Annotated in this window: 19 protein-coding genes; 9 read left to right on the top strand and 10 right to left on the bottom strand. The window is 54.5% G+C overall.

Features of this window, described 5'->3' with window-relative positions; all coding sequences use genetic code 11:
- On the bottom strand, window positions 1-1,220 hold a 1,220-nt coding region (locus tag RE6C_RS18355; RefSeq protein WP_008658898.1), incomplete at its 3' end, for an Hsp70 family protein.
- A gap of 4 nt (window positions 1,221-1,224) precedes the next feature.
- Complete coding sequence (bcp, locus tag RE6C_RS18350) at window positions 1,225-1,722, bottom strand: thioredoxin-dependent thiol peroxidase (RefSeq protein WP_008658896.1); 498 nt, start codon at window positions 1,720-1,722, stop codon at window positions 1,225-1,227.
- A 249-nt stretch (window positions 1,723-1,971) separates the two neighbouring features.
- On the opposite strand from bcp, the gene rsfS reads away from it, so the two are divergent.
- From rsfS to RE6C_RS18335, 3 genes are all read left to right on the top strand, one after another.
- Window positions 1,972-2,433, top strand: a complete 462-nt coding sequence (gene rsfS, locus RE6C_RS18345) for a ribosome silencing factor (protein WP_236618322.1) — start codon at window positions 1,972-1,974, stop codon at window positions 2,431-2,433.
- 62 nt (window positions 2,434-2,495) lie between these two features.
- On the top strand, window positions 2,496-4,511 hold the full coding sequence (argS, locus tag RE6C_RS18340) for an arginine--tRNA ligase (RefSeq protein WP_008658894.1): 2,016 nt from the start codon (window positions 2,496-2,498) through the stop codon (window positions 4,509-4,511).
- A 125-nt stretch (window positions 4,512-4,636) separates the two neighbouring features.
- Window positions 4,637-5,029, top strand: coding sequence for a hypothetical protein (locus tag RE6C_RS18335; RefSeq protein WP_008658893.1), 393 nt, complete (start codon window positions 4,637-4,639; stop codon window positions 5,027-5,029).
- A gap of 201 nt (window positions 5,030-5,230) precedes the next feature.
- Here the strand turns inward: RE6C_RS18335 and RE6C_RS18330 are convergent, their stop codons facing one another.
- Both RE6C_RS18330 and RE6C_RS18325 read right to left on the bottom strand, forming a co-directional pair.
- Window positions 5,231-7,339, bottom strand: coding sequence for an adenylate/guanylate cyclase domain-containing protein (locus RE6C_RS18330; RefSeq protein WP_008658892.1), 2,109 nt, complete (start codon window positions 7,337-7,339; stop codon window positions 5,231-5,233).
- A gap of 71 nt (window positions 7,340-7,410) precedes the next feature.
- A complete protein-coding gene (locus RE6C_RS18325) occupies window positions 7,411-8,706 on the bottom strand; it encodes a BaiN/RdsA family NAD(P)/FAD-dependent oxidoreductase (RefSeq protein ID WP_008658891.1) in 1,296 nt (431 codons plus the stop codon).
- A gap of 220 nt (window positions 8,707-8,926) precedes the next feature.
- Here RE6C_RS18325 and RE6C_RS18320 point away from each other — a divergent pair, with 220 nt between their 5' ends.
- The 3 genes from RE6C_RS18320 (at window position 8,927) to RE6C_RS18310 (ending at window position 12,179) form a co-directional block, all read left to right on the top strand.
- Entirely contained in the window at window positions 8,927-10,054 is a 1,128-nt protein-coding gene (locus RE6C_RS18320; protein ID WP_039962492.1) for a fatty acid desaturase family protein, read from the top strand.
- A 26-nt stretch (window positions 10,055-10,080) separates the two neighbouring features.
- Window positions 10,081-10,977 (top strand): aminotransferase class IV, encoded by an 897-nt coding sequence (locus RE6C_RS18315; RefSeq protein ID WP_236618321.1) that lies wholly within the window; start codon window positions 10,081-10,083, stop codon window positions 10,975-10,977.
- Between the two features lie 425 nt (window positions 10,978-11,402).
- A complete protein-coding gene (locus RE6C_RS18310) occupies window positions 11,403-12,179 on the top strand; it encodes a helix-turn-helix transcriptional regulator (protein WP_008658888.1) in 777 nt (258 codons plus the stop codon).
- A gap of 81 nt (window positions 12,180-12,260) precedes the next feature.
- Here the strand turns inward: RE6C_RS18310 and RE6C_RS18305 are convergent, their stop codons facing one another.
- The gene (locus tag RE6C_RS18305) at window positions 12,261-13,124 is read right to left on the bottom strand and encodes a GAF domain-containing protein (protein WP_008658887.1); all 864 of its coding nucleotides are present in this window, start codon (window positions 13,122-13,124) and stop codon (window positions 12,261-12,263) included.
- A 245-nt stretch (window positions 13,125-13,369) separates the two neighbouring features.
- Between RE6C_RS18305 and RE6C_RS18300 the strand changes: the two genes are divergently transcribed.
- A complete protein-coding gene (locus RE6C_RS18300; RefSeq protein ID WP_008658886.1) occupies window positions 13,370-13,768 on the top strand; it encodes a hypothetical protein in 399 nt (132 codons plus the stop codon).
- A gap of 60 nt (window positions 13,769-13,828) precedes the next feature.
- Here the strand turns inward: RE6C_RS18300 and RE6C_RS18295 are convergent, their stop codons facing one another.
- From RE6C_RS18295 to rph, 4 genes are all read right to left on the bottom strand, one after another.
- Entirely contained in the window at window positions 13,829-15,436 is a 1,608-nt protein-coding gene (locus RE6C_RS18295) for a serine/threonine protein kinase (RefSeq protein WP_039962489.1), read from the bottom strand.
- Between the two features lie 20 nt (window positions 15,437-15,456).
- Entirely contained in the window at window positions 15,457-16,377 is a 921-nt protein-coding gene (gene larE, locus RE6C_RS18290) for an ATP-dependent sacrificial sulfur transferase LarE (protein ID WP_008658884.1), read from the bottom strand.
- Complete coding sequence (locus RE6C_RS18285; protein ID WP_008658883.1) at window positions 16,374-17,432, bottom strand: Gfo/Idh/MocA family protein; 1,059 nt, start codon at window positions 17,430-17,432, stop codon at window positions 16,374-16,376. The genes larE and RE6C_RS18285 overlap by 4 nt, the downstream gene beginning before the upstream one ends.
- A gap of 175 nt (window positions 17,433-17,607) precedes the next feature.
- A complete protein-coding gene (rph, locus tag RE6C_RS18280; RefSeq protein WP_008658882.1) occupies window positions 17,608-18,348 on the bottom strand; it encodes a ribonuclease PH in 741 nt (246 codons plus the stop codon).
- 327 nt (window positions 18,349-18,675) lie between these two features.
- On the opposite strand from rph, the gene RE6C_RS18275 reads away from it, so the two are divergent.
- On the top strand, window positions 18,676-19,569 hold the full coding sequence (locus tag RE6C_RS18275) for a C39 family peptidase (protein WP_008658881.1): 894 nt from the start codon (window positions 18,676-18,678) through the stop codon (window positions 19,567-19,569).
- A gap of 41 nt (window positions 19,570-19,610) precedes the next feature.
- Here RE6C_RS18275 and RE6C_RS18270 read toward each other — a convergent pair whose 3' ends face one another.
- The gene (locus RE6C_RS18270; protein WP_008658880.1) at window positions 19,611-20,468 is read right to left on the bottom strand and encodes a carbon-nitrogen hydrolase family protein; all 858 of its coding nucleotides are present in this window, start codon (window positions 20,466-20,468) and stop codon (window positions 19,611-19,613) included.
- A 166-nt stretch (window positions 20,469-20,634) separates the two neighbouring features.
- On the opposite strand from RE6C_RS18270, the gene sthA reads away from it, so the two are divergent.
- Window positions 20,635-22,146 (top strand): Si-specific NAD(P)(+) transhydrogenase (gene sthA / locus RE6C_RS18265; RefSeq protein WP_144054818.1); only part of this gene is annotated, 1,512 nt, incomplete at its 3' end.

Genomic DNA, 22,146 nt, shown 5'->3' with positions numbered 1-22,146 from the left:
AAGTGAGTCACCGGACCGATGCCATCATTGTCGCTATTCAAAGCGGACTGGTCCGTCAGGAAGGCGGCGATGTGTTTGGTGATACCTGGATCCGATTCGTAAGGCAAACCGACATCTTGGAAACCGCTGACCACGTTGGCTTGAGGCCGATCTTGTGGTGCACACTGCGGGAAGAAGCCGTCGAGTAACAAGGTTGCTGCGTCGCTGCGTTGAATTTCGGTGGTGATGGTTCCACCGATCAGCGAACTTCCACGTCCAAGCACCGATATGGATTGCGAATCGGGACCGTCATGGCTGAGCAATCGTTCTTTTGCGTCACGGCAGGCGTGCCAAAGCGAGGTGCTCTGCCAAGGGTCCAAGTCGTGGCCGGACTGGCGAAATTGCTCGGCGGCCTGATAGGCCAGTGCGAGGTCCATGTTGTCACCGCCAACCAACAAGTGGTTGCCGACCGCGACGCGTTTCAACATCAATTCGCCGTCTTGTTCTTCAACACCGACCAATGTCAGGTCTGTGGTGCCGCCGCCGACGTCGACAACCAACATGGTGTCTCCGTCGGATAACGATTTGCGCCACTTGCCGTCGGTCGATGCGAGGTAGCGATAGACCGCGGCTTGAGGCTCTTCCAGAAGAACAAAGTTCTCATTCAAACCAGCTCGGATGGCAGCACGCCGAGTCAACTCACGGGCCGCGGGATCAAACGAAGCCGGAACGGTCAGAACCACTTGTTGTTGGTCGATCGGAGCGTCGGGGAATTGGGCGTGCCAGGCTGCCACCAAATGCCGCAAGAAGATGCCGGTGCATTCCACTGCGGAAACTCGCGGGATTTCATCAGGCGATTGCCAAGGAAGAACCGGGGAATCCGGATCGACCTTGCGCTGGCACAACCAACTTTTCGCCGCCACTATGACGCGTTGCGGGTTGTCGGCGGCCTGTTGTCTGGCGTACACGCCCGCGACGCCTTCAGTCGATGATGGGAAACGTGCATGTTCGCTGGTCACTTCCAACGCGTCGACTTCTTGATCGCGAGGCAGGTAGAGGAACGATGGCAGCGAGGTTCGCGATTCGATCTGGCCTGATGCGACGACCTGAGGGATCGGTAGCAACTGAATCTCAGGGGCTTGGTCAGCCGTTTTCATTTCCGCGTCGGATTGAGGAGCGAACGCAATGACGCTGTTCGTCGTTCCGAGGTCGATGCCGATGCAATATTTTTGCTCACTCATGGGATCAGTTTTGCTCTGCGAGTGAAGCGAGGGCGTCGAGAACTTGTTGGTCGTGTCCGTCGACTCGCACACGTTTCCAAACCTTGACGACTTTGCCCGCGGAGTCGATCAAATAGGTCGAACGCTGGATGCCCATCGACTTTTTGCCATACAGGTTCTTCTCCCGGTACGCGCCGTATTTCTCGCTCATGGCGTGGTTTTCATCGACCAGCAGAGGGAACGGCAATCCAAACTTGTCACGAAATTTGACGTGACTTTCGGCGGAATCGGTGCTGATGCCAAACAGTTGTGCCCCCGCGGATTGCAGTTCTGCGTATCGATCGCGGAACGCACAGGCCTCTTTGGTGCATCCAGGTGTATTGTCTTTGGGATAGAAAAACAAAACGACCGGAGCGCCAGCCAAATCTTTCAATTTGACGGTCTGGCCGTCTTGGTCTTTGAGCGTGAAGGCGGGAGCCTTTTTGCCTGGTTTGATAAAATCAGCCATGATGAAACGCCCCATTTGGGGGCATATGGATTGAAAGGAGGCGGATGGGACAGGGCATTGTTTTCGATCGGCCAAGTTGTCGCCAGCGGGGGCGGATTGACCGAGACCAGCGATTGGATCCGACGCGGGAAAACACGACAGAAACACGCATCCGGATGGTGTTTGACGGGTGCCCCCAAAAAACAAACGCGTTACACTACGGGGCAACTCCGAGACGTGGGATTGCTCCACCCTCCATTCTTTCCCCATTCGCTTGAAAGTTGTTTGAACTTGTCTGATCAACTGCCTTCTTCCTCCAACGACACCCCATCTGCTGATCCTATGGCTCATCCCAGTCGGGCAATTCGTCCGCATGGATTGGAAGATGCCCGCAAATTGGCGACTGAGGCCGCTCGGGTCGCGTTGGACAACAACGGCCAAGATGTGATGGTTTTGAACGTCAGCGAGCAATCGGCTGAGTTTGATTTCTTTGTCATCGCCACCGGGACCAGCCGTCGACAATTGCACGCGATCAGCGAGCAAACCGATGACGCACTCGAAAAAGGTTTGGGCGATCGGCGTCAAGGAATCGAAGGCTATCAAGAGAGTAGCTGGATCGTGCTTGATTACGGCAGCCTCGTCGTTCATCTGTTCGATGAAGAGACCCGTGAGTACTACGACCTGGAATCATTGTGGGCCGATGCCACCCCCATTCCGCTGTCGGATCTTGGTTTGACGCAACGCTGAACCGCGTTTGGACGTCCCATTTCTTTTTCTTCCCCACCTTTTCTTCAGGTGTGTAGGTTTCGATGCATCTACCCAATGTTCTTCAAGCACGATTTGTCCAAGCCCTCGAGCCTTTGACGGACTCGCCCAGCGATTATGCGGGCATGATCCGTCCGGCGGCTGACCCGAAGTTTGGTGACTACCAATCCAACGCCGCCATGCCATTGGCGAAACGGGTGGGCAAAACATCTCGAGATGTTGCTGCCGAACTGGTGCAAAATCTCAATGTCACCGATCTATTCGAAGAACCCGAGGTCGCCGGACCCGGATTTATCAACTTGCGTTTGAAGGATTCGGTCCTTTTTGATTCGATTCAACAGATGCTGTTGGATGAACGAGTTGGTGTCTCCAAAACCACCGACCCGAAGAAAGTCATCGTGGACTTCTCTTCGCCCAACGTGGCGAAGCCCATGCACGTGGGGCACATTCGCAGCACCGTGATCGGTGATTGCTTGGCCCGAACGCTGCGTTTCTATGGAGAAGATGTCCTCACCGACAATCACTTGGGTGATTGGGGCACCCAGTTCGGAATCATCATTTATGGTTATCGAAACTTTGGTGATCCGGCAAAAGTAGCCGCCAATCCAGTCCCAGAGTTGTCGGCTCTGTATCGGCTGACCAATCAACTGATCGAATATCAAAAGGCCAAGCAGTCAGTGGCGACGATGGCGGACAAGCTCTCCGCTGCGAAAAGCGATGCTGAGACGGCAAAAGAGGCGTCTGATCAAGCGGAATCGGACGAGGACCTCAAGCCAAAGGACAAGAAGAAGCTCCGGAAAAACGCGGAAGCCGCGACTCGGCGAGTTGCCGCGATCGAGGCGGATATCAAGTCACTGAAGGCTAAGATCGATGCGGTTGATAGTGACGCGGAGTTGTCCAAATTGGCTTCTGAACACTCCGATGTCGATCTCGCCGTTCTTCGGGAAACGGCCAAGTTGCATGAAGGTGACGCGGAGAACCTAGCGTTATGGAAAGAGTTTTTGCCTCATTGCCAAGATGAAATCAACCGGATCTATGACCGACTGAACGTTCAGTTTGACTATACGCTGGGTGAAAGCTTTTACCACGATCGACTGGCGGGCGTTGTCGAACACCTCACAAGTCTTGGTTTGACTACCAAAAGTGATGGAGCGATATGTGTTTTTCTAGAAGGGTTTGATAGCCCCATGATCATTCAAAAACGCGACGGTGCGTTTTTGTATGCAACAACGGACCTGGCCACGCTTCAATATCGCCGTGATGAGTTTCACCCAGATGAGATTCTTTATGTGGTGGATTCACGCCAAGGCGAACACTTCAAGAAGTTTTTCGCGATGGCAGAGCCTTTGGGAATGGGCGAAGTCCAATTGGTGCATGTCAATTTCGGAACCGTATTGGGGCCCGATGGTCGTCCCATGAAGACCCGTAGCGGTTCGCTTATTGGTCTGGAAAGCTTGTTGGATGACGCTGTGAGTCGTGCCAAAGACGTGGTTTGTAATCCGGACCGTCTGGCGACAATGGATCCCCCGATGGACGGAGAGGAACAGCAGCAGATCGCCGAAATCGTTGGCATTGGTGCTATCAAGTACGCGGATTTGTCGCACCATCGAACTAGCGACTACAAGTTTGATGTCGACAAAATGGTCGCCTTGGAAGGCAACACTGCGACGTATGTGCAGTACTCCTACGCTCGGACCCAAAGCATTTTGCGGCGTGCTTCTGATGGCGAAGGCCTGCCCGCATTTGAACAGGTCATCGAGCAAGCGGCCGCCACTCAGCCGATGACTTTTACCCACCCTAATGAACGATCTCTCGCATTGATGTTGATGCGGTTTGAAGAAGCGATTGAACAGGTCCGTTTGAACTACGCACCCAATGCGTTGTGCGACTATTTGTTTGAAACTGCGAAGACATACTCTTCATTCAATGAAAGTTGCCGCGTTTTAGGCAATGATGACCCCTCGGTGATGCAAACCCGCTTGGCTTTGGTCACGCTGACCGGTCGAGTCCTCAAGAAAGGGTTGTCAGTGTTAGGAATCGATGTTGCAGAACGCATGTAGGCCAATATCTATGGCAATGTTACCTATTTTATGTCAGTTGTTACCTTTGAAGTATTGACAGTAACCCTACTTTTTATAACGTGTTGCGGAATTGAATTTTTCAAAACACACTTATGGAGTAAAACGTGGCCAAAAAATCTGGTGGACCGAACAAGTCACAAGCGATTCGTGATTACTACGGAGCGAACCCGGACGCCAAGCCGATGGAAGTTGCGGCTGAATTGGGCAAGAAGGGAATCGTCGTCACGCCTGCTTTTGTTAGTACTGTGAAGTCCACCACCATGGGCAAGTCTGCTAAAAAATCCGCTCGCAAGTCGGCCAAGAAGTCGGCTCCAAGCGTGAAGAAGAGCAGCAAAGGGGCCAAACGCGGTCGTCCAGTTGGCAGCACAAACAAGGCGACAGCAAGCAACGAAGTTTCGTTGGATTCGTTGTTGCAAGTGAAACGCATCGTCGAAGAAATGGGCAGTGTCCAAGATGCAAAGAATGCTTTGACCGCACTCGAGAAATTGATGGGCTAAGGCTCGTTCCTTCGAGTCGTTTGCCTTTCCGATCAAAGACATTGATCGATTCAGCAGCGAACCATGAAGATTTGGTTCGCTGTTTTTTTATGCGCCCGGCGAGGTCGTCTGGCGTGCTTCTCGCCAATTCATTCGTATCCCGAACGAGAAATCGATCGAAGACTCCTCGAATGTCTTCTGATGCTCGCGCGGCTGGTCGCACTACTTCGGGAAATCGAGGACACCATCCCATCCCGGGGGGGCAATTCGATGATGTTGCAATATCAGGCGTAACAGCACATCCTTTGGGCGATCCCAAGCTGGCAATTCCAGCAGCCGTTGGTAGGCCGAGTCCCAATCGCCACTGGCAAACTCCTCCCATCCTTGTTCATAAGCCTTGATGTGGGAATCTGTGAGGTCTTGGCTTCCACCACTTGGGACAACCAATTGATAGACATCGACCGGCATCTTCATACCGGAAACTCTGACTCGGCCCAATTTCCGTGGCCGAAAGGGAAGCATGTCATCGGCTGATAATGAGTGTTTTAACCAAACTTGCAATGCGCTCGCCGAAGCATGGTCCATAAGGACCTCGACTCCGAAGTGCTTGGTAAGGCCTTCCAATCGACTGGCTAAATTCACGACCGGGCCAAACGCGGTGACTTTGACTTGATCGACAGTGCCGATTCGGCCAGCGACGGCGGGGCCAGATGCGATCCCAATTCCGCAGCGGAAATCTGTTTGTCCGGTCACATAGTCCTTTCGAATCCCTGCCGCCGCTTTCGCGGCTGCTAGAACACTGGCAACGACGTGCGCGGATGCTGAGAGATCTGAGTGCGGATCGGACAGTTGTAATTCAATGGGCCAGCCCCAAAATCCCATGGCAGCGTCACCGTGGAAGTCACCTATTACGCCACCTGTGTCGAGGATATGACGGGTCATCACACCTAACGCCGCGCTGACCTGTTCGAGTAGCAGGAGTAGTTGGTCGCTTTGCATCTCCGAAGTACGTGAAAAACCACGTAGGTCGCAGAACATGACTGACAAATCGCATTGGCGAGGTTGCAACCAGCTCTGCGGGTCCTGCCCTGACAATGCATCGAGGACGACTGGTGCGAAGAAACGTCTCATTGCCAAGTGACGCTGTTGGAAGTGTGATGTTTGTCGGATCCCTGAGATCAAAGATCCCACCACTTCCGCGAACTTCACATCGTCGCCCAATCGATCCGCCAATGTGGCGGAGTCGTCGGAGAGTTCCTTCCAGTTGGACCCCAATGCGCGTGATCCCGCGACATAAATGGCCCATCCAGAGCAGGCTTCGCTTCTTAGAGGCACACAAAAGGCCCAGTCGACATTTTCGGCCGCGGTGAATTCCATGCCACCGTTGCGTTCGGTTTCCCATAGGTGCAGAACACTTTCGCGGCGGTGAAGTGCGGTGGTGACCAAACGCACGCTGACCGCGTGTTGTTGCGATCCATTGTCGCGGCAATCGTAGTGCAACACCTTCATCTCCGAAGGTGTTTCGGCCTGCCCGGTGTCGAGGTCAGATTCCATGCGATCCGGAATATTCGCCCGCACGATCGCCACGGCGGATGCGGACGGGGTTGCGCGTAGCAATGTGTCGGAAACGCGAACCAATAGTTCTTCATCGTCGACACTGCCCGCGACAATGTCAGGGAGACGGGCGAGCAATTGAATACGACGTCGAGTGTCGCGGAAGTCTCTTTCACGCAGGACCGATGCGTCGAAAGCCATTTCGGTAACGCCCTCGGCGCTGCCAATCATCGCAGAACGTTGTGATGTAGGAATCGGACCCTCGCGAGGCGTCGATGCATCGATGGCCCGATCCTGAATCGACTGGCCTCGCATTACGTGACCGACGTCATCGGTGAACCCTGGGCGTCGTGCGAGCGTGAAGGTGGTTTCGCCGATCACGAAGTGTTCGCCCGGCACGACGACGAATCGGTCCCGAGGTCGACCGCGAAAGAAAATTGGGTTACGAGCTCGAGCGTCTCGGTGAACCTGAATGCGATCGTTTTCCAAAATGGTCAGGATCGCGTGGCAACGTGAAATTGATTGATCCCAAGCAACTTGCCAAAGAATTGTTCGCGTTCGACGACGGTTTCGTTGAAGGTTGACTTCTCGTTCGGTGGGTTCTGAATCCGCTGTGTCGGTATCAGGCAGTTCACCACCGGAAGACTGAATCGCGATTGGATCGGGCGAACCAGACGGCTGGCGTCCTAGCAGCACGTCCACGCCGGCGACCAATTCGGGAAGACCTTTACGCCAACGGAACCCATCCCCGGCACCTTGAGCTATTAAATCAGGCATGCGTTGGTGTCGTCCGTGAGAGGAGGCTGGCGATTCGCAAGGTTGGATGGTCTAGGATCGAGTCACGTGTCTTAATCGTTGTCTGTTTGTGACGCCGCGAGTCCCGCGGCGCGTCCGGTGCTGAAGGCCGCTTGAAAGTTGTAGCCGCCAATCCAGCCGTCAACGTCCAAAATTTCACCTGCGATGAACAGACCTTCTGCTAATCGGCTTTGCATCGTACGCGGGTCCACTTCGTTGAGTTGGACACCACCGGCAGTGACTTCCGCTTTCGCGAATCCTCGGGTTCCGTTGACTGGCAGATGCCAACGTTTGAGATTTTCAATCAACAAATTGGCATCTTTGTTCGGCAATTCGGCGAGCTTGCGGTTGGCATTGGCCGGATTGCTTTCCTCGCAAATTGCAAGTGCTAAGCGAGAGGGCAACCATTGTTGCAAGATGTTCGCTATTGATCGTTTGCCCGCTTCGCCCGAGCGAAGACCTAAGATTTCGCGGAGTTGAGCTTCGCCGACTTCGGGAATTAGATCGAGTCGCATGTCGGAATCTTGGATCCGGTTGCAAGCGGTCATGACGCCACTGACATCCATAGCGGCCGGGCCGGAGAAACCAAAGTGGGTGAACAGCCAGGAGGACCGCCGTTGGATTTTGGGCTTTTTGCCTGATCGATGGTCGGGCGTGAAGACCGACACGTTGATATCGGGCAGCGTCAGTCCGGATAGAGCATGCGTTGCGTCAGTGCCACCTACCAACGGAACCAGTGCGGGACGCGTCGCCACGATGGTGTGTCCGAGGGCTCGCAACCAATCGTACCCGTCGCCCGTCGTGCCGCACCCTGGCCAGCTTCGTCCTCCGGAAGTCACAATCACTCGATCGCAAAGGATTTCGTCGGCGTGGCCGTTCTGATCAAAGCTGACCCGCCATTGGGGTGATGAGTCCGACGGTGGCAGAATGTTTTGGACTGAGCAACGAAGTTCCAGACGGACACCGGCATCCAGCATGGATCGATGCAGAGCGTCTCGGACGTCGACCGCTCGGTTGCTGACAGGAAAAATTTTGCCAGTCTCTTCGCGTTTGGTTTGCACGCCGAGTTCGTGAAACATCGCAATGACGTCGGAGGGACCAAACTTGCCGATGCTCGGTTGCAGAAAACGTTTCGCGTGACCAAACGCCTCGGTGATGCCTTTGGAATCGGTGTCGTGAGTGATGTTGCAGCGGGTGCCGCCAGACATCAGGATTTTTACGCCTGTTTTGGTGTTTTTTTCGAGCAGCGTGACACGTGCACCCGATCGGGCGGCCACGGCAGCGGCCATCATTCCCGCCGCCCCGGCACCCACGACGACGATGTGGAGACCGGTTGATTGGGTGGCCATTTGGGTCAAAACGTTGGCGTCCTATACGTCTTCAATAAGGTGTTTGGCTTCGCTCGAGTGCCGTCGGCAACCATATCGGCGAGGGGGGGCCATTCGACGGCAACCGCTCATTGGCGGGTTGGGGGCGCAAATCTGAATTGCATTTTGTTATCTCATTGACTAACTCTGATCTTACATCACAAGCGAAGACTCGTTCACACCCCTTTTTTCCAACAGTGAAATGAGCGGAACCACTCCAAACGCCTCCTGTCACGGATTTCGGTTCTCAGAGGCACGCGCTCTTATCTCCGATTTGCAGCGTCCCAACCAAGCCATCTACTGGGTGGATTTTCTGGCCTCGATTTTGACGGGTCACGTTTTCCTTCACGGCATCTTTTTGCTGCCCTGGTTCTACGGATTCACGCCGCAGGTTTGGGCGGGAATGGCGCTGTGTTATGTGATGACGCTCATCCTTTATATGCGGGCGTTGATGTTCATCCACGAACTGGTGCACTTGCCCGAGAAAGGTTTCACCGCGTTTCGCATTGCGTGGAACGCTCTTTGTGGAATTTTCTTTTTCGTGCCCTCGTTCCTCTATTACCCGCACGTCGACCACCACCGGAGGAAGCACTACGGGACGGAGCACGACGGTGAGTATTTGCCCTTGAGCAACCGAGGGCCATGGTTGATCGCCGTCTTCATTGGGCAAGCCTTGTTCTTGCCACTGCTTGCGATCTTTCGTTTCCTAGTCATTAGCCCGGTGTGCTGGATCGTGCCGAGTTTGCGACCGCTGGTTCATCGTCACCTTTCGACGATGGTTGTTGATCCGTTCTACGAACGTCCCGATGCCTCACCCAAGGTGATGCGAATCGTGTTGCTGCAAGAAGCTTTGTGCTTTGTCTGGTGCGTGTGGTTTCTGATTCGCGGCGGAATTTTGCGTGATCAGTGGCTCGATCCGTTTTGGTTGATTGCCTATGCGGTTGGGGTTGGGATTCTCGTGCTGAACGAAGTCCGCACATTGGGGGCTCATCGATGGACGAACGATGGTGGCGAGATGAGCTTTTCAGAGCAATTATTGGACTCGGTGAATTATCCCAACCACGCCTGGGCCAGTGAATTGTGGGGACCGATCGGTACGCGTTTTCATGCACTGCATCATCTGTTTCCAAGGCTTCCGTATCACAACTTGGGCAAGGCGCATCGGCGACTGACGGAGGGTTTGCCAGCCGATTCGATTTACCATCAGACTTCTGCAGAATCGTTGTTTTCTGAGATTGCCGCACTGTGGCGACGGTCCAAAGCCTCCGAAGACGGTGCGGTAGTCTCATCAGAATCAGCTGATTCCAACCAGGCGGTTCCGTTAACTTGAGTGCCCCTCCGATTGTGTTCGGAGAAGTGAGCTTCGAATCATTTGCAACACACACTGCCTATTTTTGTTGTCCCGCTTGGGGTATCAAGGAATGGCGGTCGTTTGATCAGATCTCACTGCCGATCAGCGACCTGGGCTTTCGCCAGGGTGTGACCGCAGTTGAGCGGCTCCGGACCTACGGAGGAACGGTCTTCTGTGTCGAGCAGCACTTGCTTCGACTGCGTGAGACGCTTCGTTTGTTGAGAATAGAAAAAGGGCCTTCCACCGGTCAGGTTGAGAAACTGATCGAAGAGTGTTTGAAGCTGAACGCTCAGTTGGTTCAGCAAGCTGATGTCGGGATGACAATTTGGGTCACCGCGGGATCTGCCGAATTTGATCCGACTTGGGCTATACATCTCAACGCGATCGATCATGACGCGGTGGCACATCGTCAATTGCATGGTCAGCCCATCGTCATAACGAATGTTGTTCAGCCGCCGATGGAGTCCTGGCCACGTCAGGCGAAAGTTCGGAACCGGCTGCACTACTATCTGGCTGATCTCGAAGCAAAGCAGCTGGCTCCGGACGCCACGGGGATGCTGCTGGATTTGGATGGCAGTGTGACTGAGTCGAGCGTGGCAAATGTCGCGATTGTTCGCGACGGGCGATTGGTCGTTCCTCCGGAAAATAATGTGTTAAAAGGAGTGACTCTCGGCCTCCTTCGCCAGTGGGCGAATGAGCAGGGAATATTGTGTTTTGAGGCACCGCTGATGCCCAAAGACCTTCACGCAGCCGATGAGGTATTGCTTGCGGGGACAGATACGGGCGTATGGTTTGCCAACAAAGTCGGGCAAGGGGGTGGTGATCGTCAAAGGGGGGCGGTTTGCCGAATGTTGCAAGAAATGCTACGGCGATTGGTGAAACGCCCGATCACCGGGAACTAGATGTGCTTGGGTGCCCTAGGGGAAATGTAGGGCTTGTCTTCCGTTAGGTCATTGCGCATATTCACCCGTCCGATGCACTTAGTGTTCGCAAATGCGAATCAAAGTTCGGCTTGGTATCACTTGCCCCGTGATATCAACCACTTTGAAGGTGGTCCTGTGGGGACTGCATTGTGCCCCATTGGCAGTCTCCACAGACCACCGATTTCATCTGCTTTGAAGTGCTGTAAACACATCGAGGCAGGCCAGTCTCTTGACTGCCAGTCTGCGAAAGTTGCTTTTTAGGTGCCCCATCTGAAGCAATACCTCATGTGGTGTGTTAAGATTTCTCCCACGAGGCATCGTGTTAATGTGGTGTGGCTCTTAAGAATCTGAATCGATCAGGTTCAGCCTCGGTGCTTTCCTCCCCAAAAGGGTTGAGGGTCGGAATGGTCCAACAGGTATCCGCCGCGATTCACCGATTGGCTTACCGTCGTCCATTCACAGAGGATCGACGGGTCGTTGACCGCTGGTTGAATACTCATTTCAGCGCCGCGGTGCCGACGGGCACGCCAGAAGCCGGCTCGAATCGACTTATTTCAAGCCCATCAAACTTGCCAGTCGAATCATTTTGTTCATCGCTCACCGAACTGCGTTTGGAGTCGGGTGTCTTCCTGATGGATCGCCAACGAAAGTTGATCGCTTGGAATCAAACTTTCGAAGATCTGTTCGTCGAGGTGGAGTTCATCGCTACCGAATCGTTGCCATCGGGGTTGCCAAAAGAGATGGTTCAGATGTTATCGGGCGGAAGCGAGCTGATCGCACTGGGGGCCCTGGAGTTGGATTATTCATTCCAGGCCAAAGACGACCGAGGGCGAATGTGCGTTTGGGATGTCAGTAGCATTCGACGAGAATTCGTTTCCGGCGGCAGTGCGATCAATGCGACTCTCGTTCGTCCGGTTGCGATTCTGAAAGCTGATGCGACGGAAGACGGTTTGTCATTGAGCGAGTCGCTGCTGGTATACCAACAATTTGACTCGGTCGATCGTCAGATTTGCGAGGCGATCGCGATGGGGGATACCACGGGGGACATCGCCACGATGGTTGGACTGACGCGACGTTCGGTCGAAGTTCGTCGCGCGAAGATCCTAGAACGCTTGCAGTTCACGCGACCGGTCGAGATCGTGCGATTGTTGGTGCGTCTGGAAGAGAACGGCTTATTATGAAGAGGCACGTTCGGACGCGAACAGTGCGGCGGGGGTACGTGATTTCCGAGAGATGTCGCTAGTGCACGCGTGAAGCGAAGGTCATGTGGACGCGGTTTCGGTGATCTTAAGATTGAACGCGTTGTAATCTGAAGCGATGCCCTGTGCCGCCAAGCGATCTTGAATTGAACGGCCCCGTTCGATCACCAGCGACATCTCATGGTCTTCAAGCAAGACTTCGAACTGATCTGTTGCGATGTGGCCGATCAAGTAATCGGAGCCGAATTCAATTTTGATTGCTGAGACCACATCTGACATCTTTGTGTGAGTGTTGAACTTGATGTCGATCCGAAGCACGTTGGATGGTCGTCCCAAGCGATTTGCACGTTCCCTTTCCCGTTGAATCAAGCGGCTCCAGCCTTCCCGGTTGAAATAGCTCGTCGTCGGGTCAACCATCTGATGCAGTGAATTACGGTCGCTTTTGCGCTGCAGTGATTGCAATTGCAATTCCATTGAAAGACAGCCACCCAACAAACGTGCCAACAATTGAATCAATGGCAGGTGCTCTTCGAATTGTTCTGATTGGATTTCTGGATCGATCCCGCACAGCGTGCCAAACAGTTCCCCGTCTCGATCGAGGATCGGAACCCCTGCGTAGGCACCGATACATAGCTTTTGCGAAATCGTAGATTGTGCAAACAGCGGGATCTGCTGAGCGTGCCGAGTGATTTGAGGTGCCTTGCCCTCAATCATGTGCTGACAAAACGAATCGGTCCATTGAATCATATCGCCTGAATCGACAGGGTACACATCATTGGGATCGGAACGATCTAAGACGATCCACGCTTCGTCCTCGGTACGTGTGATCATCCATAGCGCCAACCCCGTGGTTGATTGGAGGTATTCGAGAACAACGCGGCTTGCTTCACGGAAGTTGACCGTGGGCGCGAGGAGATTGCGAATCATGGCAAATCGTTTGCGACATGGGGGGTGATTCGAGTCCGTCTACCTCAACGAACCTGAGCACTTCCTCTTTCTGGTTTTGGCAGAACAGCGAAAGATCATACACTCATAATCAGTCGCCCTGCATAGATTAGCGTAGGTGCAATATTCAGCCTCTTCTGGGGGGGTGAAGCGAGTGGTGGTTACAAAATCGCGAATTATTGCGGGCCCTGATTCTGTAAAGTCGCCAAACTGGTTATCTTACCAGCATGCCTGCGGATTCCGATCTCAACACGAACGAATGCCGAACTGCCATCCAGCAGCGTGACGCTGCTTCATTGGCGGATTGCCTGATGGCGCATTCGTATGTGCTACTCCATCTGCGTGACGAGGATGATTCGGACGAACTGGGGGCGTTGACTGCTGAATTAGAAGGCTCGCCTTATCTGGTAGCTTTCACCGGTCAGTCATCTGCGGCCGAATTTGTAGAGCTGCGCGCAGACCTTTTTGGCGATGATGAGGTCGGCGGGTTTATCGTCAATGGCGAAACCTTGCTTGATTACATCGCCGAAGGTTATGGGTTGCTGCTCAATGCCGATCTGAATTCAATGTGTCGGGTTGATTCGGAATTGGTCGCCGACGTGCTGGATGAATTGAATTTGGATTGAACTTACTTGCCGGGCATTGTCCTTCGGGACAGCCATGAGGCCAATTCGGAGCGTTCTCGTTCAACGGATTTGCGGTGAGTCGTTTCGTCCGGACTGAAGTGCAGATCGACGATCACTCGGCCCATCAATTACCGCAGGTTCGTCGAGTCCCAATTCCAAGCGATCTGATAACGGCACCAGCGCACGGAATGTTTCCAGAGTCTGCGACTTCTCGTTTCTCAATTCGTCGACCAAGTTGCGAAGTTTGTTTTTGGTTTCGTTGGCCTCTCTGCGAACGCCTGTTCCCATTTGAATCTGATAACGCATGACCATCGCGAGAGCGCGATAGAGTCGCGACGTGTTGGCAGACTGTTCGACTCCGGAAAGAGCGGCGGATGCCTCTGGCCAACGCTGTTCATCGATCAGCAATCGAGTTAGCTGGAGTGCCGCTTTCAAATGATAGATTTCTTCTTCAGGGGTAATCTCATCTTTTGGAAAGTATTCCTCTACCGCTTTCCACGCCGGCACGCTGTCCAACGAGATGGCTTGCCAGTATTGATCTTCGATACTCGCGGTACGAGTCACCAACGGCGCCCCGATGGATTGAGCAACTGTTGGTTCCTTGGTCCAGATCGCAATTCCCCAGCCAGCCAACGCCGCGATGGCTGCTAAGCCGATCACACCGACCCAACGCATTGTGTCGTGTCGTCGATCGTTCGCAATTGCATCGGTGATTCGCTGCAGTTGAATCGTCGCGGAGGTTGATCCCAAGTAGTTGACGGCAGCGGACCGGCGATCGGGGTCAATCGATGTGGTGCCATTTACGTCCGAACCATTTCCGGATGGTGTTGCCGACAGACCGGATTCGGACGGCGATATGTTCGCACGAATGACATCGAGCAATTCCATCGCGGATGCGAAACGCTCACCCGGTGTCTTTCGAAGCAAACGCATGATTGTGGCGACCAACCAAGGCGGTAGGTCAGATGATCCGCGAGCGTGGTCGAGCGGTTGCGGCATTTCATGCAAGTGTTTGACCGCCAACGCAAGCGGTTCTTCGGCATCGAAAGGTGGCTGACCGGCCAGCAAGTGATACAGGGTCACGCCGAGCGAATAGAGGTCACTTCGGCCATCGACCTTGTGACCTTGGATTTGTTCGGGGCTCATGTAGCGTGGCGTGCCGAGTGTCAAACCCGCCCGCGTGAGATCCACCGCGCTGGCGTCCGTATTGGACAACACCCGTGCCAAACCAAAGTCGGTGACTTTAATCGCACCGTCACCCGAACGCATGATGTTCTCAGGCTTGATGTCTCGGTGAGTGACTCTTGCAGCGTGGGCAACCACGAGGGCTTCCGTCACGCATCGCAGAATTTCGATGCCCTCTTTCGCGGTGAATTGACCTGATTTCTGCAGGCACTGTTTGAGGTTCGAACCGTCGATCAACTCTTGAGCGATGAAGTGGGTGCCCTGATGGTCGCCGATTTCATACACCTGCACGATGCTGGGATGATTCAGGCAAGCGGCGGCTTGTGCTTCACGTTCGAATCGTTGCAGATCTTCTTGGCTGGTTTGTGGCGTGCGTCGCAGAACCTTCAGTGCGGCATCACGTCGGAGCTTCAAGTGTTTGGCTGCGTACACATCCGCCATGCCACCGCTGCCCAAGCGGCGCAAGACTTGGTAGTCACCCACGCGACATCCAACCAGATCGCTCACGAAAGTGCCTTTGTGCTGTTGTTGGAAGACTCGCCATGACTAGGTGGGCGAGACGACGATGAATTGGACGTGGAAATCGGCTGGCCGGGTGTCAATTGAACCAACTCAGGTTCGGACAAGCCGCGGTTTTGACTGCCGCTGGACAGGCCACCCAGTTCCAAGGTGACATATCGAAAGCCCATTGTAATGAATGAGCCAACTAATTCTTGGTTTTGCGTCCAGTCGAGGACCTTGGCGAATTCCTGTTGGGGAACTTCGATCCTGGCCAATTCGTCTGCGTGAAGCCGAACTCGACAGTCCGAGACGCCACGTTCTAGCAGCCAGGCTTCGGCGGTTTCAATGCGTTGCAATCGTTCCGGTGTGACTTCGACATGATAGGCGATACGGCTGGCCAAACACGGGGAAGCCGGAAGGTCAGCGTTCTCTAGACCGAAGTGCGCGGCCAATTGGCGAACCGCCGATTTGCCAATCCCCAGATCTGCCAGTGGCGTTTGCACGCGAGCTTGCGTGCCAGCAGTGATACCAGGGCGATGATCGCCCAAGTCATCCGCGTTGGTTCCGGAGACGATCGTCGCACCACGTTGCTCCGCGATCGGAGCCAGGAATTCATACAACGTTTGTTTGCAATAGAAGCAGCGATCCGAATGGTTGCGTCGGTAAGACGACCGGTCCGATTCGTCGGTGGAAACAAACTGATGAGCGATTCCAACTTGCTCGGCCACGCGGCGAGCCCAATCGAGTTGCCACCGAGCGACTGCTGGCGACTGAGCCGTGACTGCAACAACATCGCCACCGGTTCGATGCGCCGCCGCGGCGACAACGCTGCTGTCGACGCCACCGGAAAACGCAACTACCAATCCGCCCATCTCTTTCAAGTGAGCGATCAGTCGATCGGCGAGCGGTTGAACATCGGTCATGAACGGCGACTCGCCATTTGCATTTCGCAAATCGTTAAAGCGTCAGTTGCGAGTTGTGCGTCCAGCACTGGATGCAAGCTGCCGCCTGCGACAACTTCTGCGGCCGCATCAATCTCACTGACAAAACCGTCGATCGGATCTTGCTCGCCCAAATCGGGACGTTCTAGTTTTCCATCGTTGTGCATAACAGTCAGTGGAATCGTGTCCGAGGATCCATCTCCATAGGCGGCGAACTCAAAACGTACCGTGGCCTTTTCGAAGGAGACCTCATAACCATGAGTGAATCCGCGGGCCGGTGAGTCGATCACGCCCCCGGCCAAACTGACCACGGGAGTGGCACCATCAGAATCAGCGGAAGCTGTGTATTCCAAAATCGTTTCGTATCGCTTTGGAACACCTTGTTGATTGTGGCTGACGCAGTGGGCTGCGGTCGGCATGCCAAACAACACGCGAGCCAAGTGGGCGTCGTGTACCTGCAGATCGATCAGTGGTCCGCCGACTTTTTCAGGGTCATAGAAATCAGGGATCCAATCCGGAGGACTGATCGTTCGCGAAAATCGGCCTGTGATGGGATTGCCGAAACGACCATCGGATTGGGCTTCGACGAGAAAGCGAAAGGCGGGCATGAACGGCAGGATATGCGCGACCATCAATTGGCCCGGTTCCGCAACGTCAAGAAGTGAGCGAGCCGCTTCGGATGTCAATGCGAGCGGTTTCTCACACAGTACTTTCTTACCCGATGCCAAGATTTTCTTGATGGCATCGACATGAAGATGCGGCGGCAAACACACATCGATCAGATCGATGGAATCATCTTCCAGGAGTCCATCTAGGTTCTCGCTGACGTTCAACCCGGACACATCCCATTGTTCACCGGGTGGCCCAAAGTTGCCTTGGATGCCTCGCCAATCGCCGGCTCTCTTCTTGGCGTCTCGGCTAGCAAAACCGACCAACTCCGCGGTTGCGCTGCGTTGGTAAGCGAGCTTGTGAATCCAACCCATGAATCCGACGCCCAAGATGGCGGCACGCATGGGTGTGTTGGCTTTCGAAGACATACACTGACCTGGCAATGAGGAGGGACGACGGCACGCGGTCGATTTGCCTTCGGCTCAAGAAGGATGGCGATCCGCGAGTTTGCACCGCCGGTGATCGAAGTCGTGAGGGATAGCGAAGCGAAGTGATCCGAGTGGAAGCTGTGCGAACGCGGCAGCTCAGCCCGGTTGGCGGCGACTACACGGCGGCCAGTTGGGCTTTTTGGAGTTTGGTCAAATCGGCGATGCCAATTTTGCCCAATCGCAGCAGTTCTGCCAATTGAACGTCGTCGAACGTGGCTTCTTCGCCGGTGCCTTGCAATTCAATGAAACGCCCTGAGCCGGTCATGATCACGTTCATGTCGACGTCCGCAGCCGAGTCCAGTCGGTAGTCTAAATCCAAGACAACATCTTCGCCGATCACTCCGACACTGATCGCCGCGACCGAATCGCGAAGAACCGCGGTTGGGTCGACCGGGGGATCGAGTTCTGGGATCGCTGCCAATTGCGAGATCGCCAAAGACAACGCGATGTAGCCGCCGGTGATTGATGCGGTGCGGGTACCGCCATCCGCTTGAAGAACGTCGCAATCGACCGTGATGGAACGTTCTCCCAACGCATGCAGGTCAACGATTGCACGCAGGCTGCGTCCGATCAGTCGTTGGATTTCAGTCGTGCGGCCGTCGACCTTGCCGCTGCGGTCACGTCGTTTTCGTGGGCTCGTGCTGCCTGGCAGCATGTTGTATTCGGCGGTCACCCAGCCTTTACCTCGCCCTTTCATCCACGGGGGAACGCTGGTTTCAACCGATGCCGTGCAAAGCACGATCGTTTTACCGCTTTTGTAAAGAACGCTGGCGGGGTTGGATTCCAGGTACCCACATTCGATTTCGACGGGGCGGATTTGATCGTGAGGGCGGGCGAGATCAGTGGCTGAGTTCATGCGTTGAGTGGGCGTCGCGAGCAGGGAGATGGTGAAACGGGCAGCCTATCTGACTTTGGACCCTTCATGGATAGGCGGGGCCCCAAAAAGAAGGTTGGCACGGCAAGTGCTTGGTAGGTGACGCTGGACTGATTTCTCGTCGAATGCTGGTTTTTCCACGTCGGCCGCTCGAAAATTGGGCGGTGTCGAGGACGGAAAGTCGATTTCTATGCGAAGGATTGATGAAGCCAAGGTTAAATTGGTGTTTGTGCAGAAGGTCATCGGTTGGTAACGTTAAATTAACGGAATGTTAACCTTGGCCCCATTGTCGTGCCCTCGGAGGTGTTTATGGACCTGGAATTCGCTCGCCCTGATCTCGAACTGGCTTTGGCCGTGATCGTGGTGACGTTGATGACTTTGGGTGCCTATCGCCTGGGATGCCGATTCCAATCCGCTTCGGAACGATCGGACCGCTGGGTGTTTTTGGGGCTGGTGGGAATTTCGTTCTTATTCGCATGGAGCTTCTTTGGCCGGCTGATCTGGGCGGAAGCGATCACGTCCTCCGCGGCACTCTACTGGTCCAACGTGACGCCGGTTGTTCTCGCGTTTTCCGCGGGAATGGCGGGGCACGCTGTCGATTTGCGTCGAAACTTCCGGCCTGCCGTCGCCGGAATCATGATGACGTTGGCGGTTGCTTTCGTCATAACACCCATCGCTCGTCCGGTTTTGTTTCCATTGGATTGGGATCAACCTCCTGAACCACAATGGATGTCGCAGTGGCAAGACGGCGTTTACATCCAATCCAATTCTGCCAGTTGTGCCCCAGCAGCCGCGGTGACGCTTTTGAATCGATCAGGGATCAAAGCCGACGAACGCGAGCTTGCCAGCGTCTGTTTGAGCAGTTCGCTGGGAACCGCGCCTTTGGGACTCTATCGTGGTCTCTCGACTGTTGCGCATCAGCACGACCGAAAGGCAAAGGTTGCTTCTCGCAATCCGAGTCTTTGGCTTGAGAATGGTCAGCTGCCCAATGTTGCGGTGGTCCGATTTGGATTGACCGGCGACAATCCTCAGGACAACGGATTCTTGGGCAATGTCACGGTCGGACACGTCGTGACCGTGTTGGGCCAGACCGACGGTGGTCGTTGGTTGATCGGGGACCCGGCGGTTGGCAAGGTTTCCTGGAGCGACGAAGAGTTGCGAAGACGATTCACCGGGGAAGCCATCTATTTGGCTGGTGAGTGAATCGACTCATTGGTTCGTCGATCGGTTGATAGCACTGTCATTCAATCGTTGTCGGTTGATTCGGTGACCGCAATCGAATCACTGAGACGTGAATACATCTCGGGGCGACGATCGGCAAATCGATCGATGACGTGTTTTCCAGGCGTGCGTTCGATCCGTTTGTTGCGAGCCTGTTCTAGATCGATGTCGACGATCAGTTCTGTTTCTTCAGCACCTTTCGCGCGAGCCAGTTCAACGCCATCGGGGCCGCAGATCGAACTTAAACCGCAGTACTCGAAACCGCGCTCTTCGCCGATCCGATTTGCGGCGACAAAAAACAAGTGGTTCTCCATGCTCCGCGCCGGAGGAACGATTTCCGCGGTACGAGAAGCAGCGACGGGCCAATTGGTTCCCAGAGCAATGACGTCCGCACCCGCCAGCCCCAGTGCTCGCATCGGTTCAGGGAATGAACTGTCGTAGCAGATCCCCAATCCCACTTTGCAACCCGATTGGGTCGTGAATATTTGATCGCAGGCGAGGCCGCGATCGACGAAACGGTCTACACCGAGGTGTGGGAGGTGGACTTTGTTGTAGCGACCGATCAGCCCGGATCCGTCGATCATCAAAGCGGAGTTGTGGAGCTCGTCGCGGTCCTTCCGAATCAGGGTCCCGATCGTGATCGTCATTTGATTGGCTTGGCAAGCTTCAACCAATTGCTGGATCACGGGTGAGTCAATCGTCGGTGCGACATCGAGTGCTTCTTCGCGACTTTCGTATCCGTATCCGGTCAGCGTGCATTCGGGGAAAACCGCGAGCTGGACGCTTTGTTTGCCGAGTCGTTCGACCTTTCTGCAGACGTCGTCGACGTTTTGTTCGACGGACGCAAAATGGACACCGGTCTGGACGCAAGCAATCAACATCGTACAAACAAGACTTATTCGACGGGGTGACGGATTCTTTTCGATCCATGATTCGAACAGAAAACGACGCTCCGTGGTACCCAATCATGGCGAGACTTAGAGCGAACGGTGAGGCGGCCAACGCTTAATTCACTCGCGATTCATTGCAAATTTCAGGGAACGAGTCATGTCATCAGCGACCGAATCCTCCTCGTCCAACGGGGCGGCGTCGCCCGACGAAACACAGGACATCAATCTGCCCGCCCCCGAAGGGAAGCCAGCTGTTAAGCCTGCACCAGGTCAATTCGATTTCGATTTATTCGTTATTGGCACCGGACCTGGCGGTGAAGGCGCCGCCATGCAAGCGGCGAAAGGCGGATTGCGTGTAGGCGTTGCGGAGCGATACCGACAAATCGGCGGTGGGTGCACCCACTGGGGGACAATCCCCAGCAAAGCATTGCGATACGCAGTGACCAGCACCATGAAATCGCTGAAGAATCCCGTGATGCGAGAAATGGGATTCGCGGCCAGCCCAAGCATGGAACAGCTCAATCGTGGTACGCAGGCAATCATTGGCCGACAAGTCACCATGCGACAATCGTTCTACGATCGCAACTCGGTGCCGATTTCCCGAGGACAAGCCCGCTTTGTCGATGAGCACACGGTCTCAATTGACAACGGTGAATCAATTACAGCAGCCGCGTTTGTGATATCAACCGGATCACGTCCTTACCGACCCAAAGGTGTCGACTTTTCACATCCTCGAATCTTCGACAGCGATACGATTCTCGAAATGAAGGACAAGCCGACGTCCATCACGGTGTATGGCGCGGGTGTCATCGGAACCGAATACGCTTCGATGTTTCGGAACCTTGGGATCAAAGTCAATTTGATCAACACGCGAGACAAGCTGTTGGAGTTCCTGGATGACGAGATCATTGATGCGTTGTCTTATCATCTGCGTGACCAAGGCGTCATCATTCGTCACAACGAGACGATGGAGAGCATCGAAGGTCTGGATGATGGCGTGATTTTGCGTCTTAAAAGTGGGAAGGTGCTCAAGACCGATGTGTTCCTATGGGCCAATGGTCGGCAAGGGAACACTGATGACTTGGGCCTGAACAACCTCCCAATCGAAGCCAATAGTCGAGGTCAAATCGTTGTCGACGAGCAGTTTCAAACTTGCGTGCCTCACATCTACGCCGTCGGCGATGTGATTGGAATTCCATCGCTAGCCAGTGCCGCTTACACACAGGGGCGTGCTGCGGGGATGCATTTGTTGGGACGAGTCGATGGCAATCTGCGGCTCAACGACATTCCAACGGGGATCTACACCAGTCCCGAAATCAGCTCGGTTGGTTCGACCGAACGTGAGTTAACTGAGCGTTGTGTTCCCTATGAAGTCGGACAAGCTCAATTTCGCTCATTGGCTCGTGCTCAGATCACCGGTGAAACCACCGGAATGTTAAAGCTTCTGTTTCATCGCGAAACCAAGGAGATTTTGGGTGTGCACTGCTTTGGTGCCAATGCGTCGGAAATCATTCACATTGGCCAAGCGATCATGAATCAACCCGGAAGGCAGAACTCGATCGATTACTTCATCGAAACGACGTTCAACTATCCGACCATGGCCGAAGCGTACCGAGTCGCGGCATTGAACGGACTCAACCGGCTTTTTGATCATGAGCGATCCTGGCAC

It is taken from the genome of Rhodopirellula europaea 6C (assembly GCF_000338295.1).
Taxonomy (GTDB): Bacteria; Planctomycetota; Planctomycetia; order Pirellulales; family Pirellulaceae; genus Rhodopirellula; species Rhodopirellula europaea.
Note: the sequence above shows the minus strand (reverse complement) of the source record. Positions and strands in the feature narration are given on the sequence as shown.

Excerpts from the sequence above, each read along its gene's own strand:
- RE6C_RS18330 (WP_008658892.1), bottom strand. The coding sequence starts at position 7,339 with ATGCCTGATTTAATAGCTCAAGGTGCCGGGGATGGGTTCCGTTGGCGT.
- RE6C_RS18320 (WP_039962492.1), top strand. The coding sequence starts at position 8,927 with ATGAGCGGAACCACTCCAAACGCCTCCTGTCACGGATTTCGGTTCTCA.
- bcp (WP_008658896.1), bottom strand. The coding sequence starts at position 1,722 with ATGGGGCGTTTCATCATGGCTGATTTTATCAAACCAGGCAAAAAGGCT.
- RE6C_RS18285 (WP_008658883.1), bottom strand. The coding sequence starts at position 17,432 with ATGTCTTCGAAAGCCAACACACCCATGCGTGCCGCCATCTTGGGCGTC.
- RE6C_RS18325 (WP_008658891.1), bottom strand. The coding sequence starts at position 8,706 with ATGGCCACCCAATCAACCGGTCTCCACATCGTCGTCGTGGGTGCCGGG.
- argS (WP_008658894.1), top strand. The coding sequence starts at position 2,496 with ATGCATCTACCCAATGTTCTTCAAGCACGATTTGTCCAAGCCCTCGAG.
- larE (WP_008658884.1), bottom strand. The coding sequence starts at position 16,377 with ATGACCGATGTTCAACCGCTCGCCGATCGACTGATCGCTCACTTGAAA.
- rph (WP_008658882.1), bottom strand. The coding sequence starts at position 18,348 with ATGAACTCAGCCACTGATCTCGCCCGCCCTCACGATCAAATCCGCCCC.
- RE6C_RS18275 (WP_008658881.1), top strand. The coding sequence starts at position 18,676 with ATGGACCTGGAATTCGCTCGCCCTGATCTCGAACTGGCTTTGGCCGTG.
- RE6C_RS18300 (WP_008658886.1), top strand. The coding sequence starts at position 13,370 with ATGCCTGCGGATTCCGATCTCAACACGAACGAATGCCGAACTGCCATC.
- RE6C_RS18310 (WP_008658888.1), top strand. The coding sequence starts at position 11,403 with ATGGTCCAACAGGTATCCGCCGCGATTCACCGATTGGCTTACCGTCGT.
- RE6C_RS18305 (WP_008658887.1), bottom strand. The coding sequence starts at position 13,124 with ATGATTCGCAATCTCCTCGCGCCCACGGTCAACTTCCGTGAAGCAAGC.
- RE6C_RS18270 (WP_008658880.1), bottom strand. The coding sequence starts at position 20,468 with ATGTTGATTGCTTGCGTCCAGACCGGTGTCCATTTTGCGTCCGTCGAA.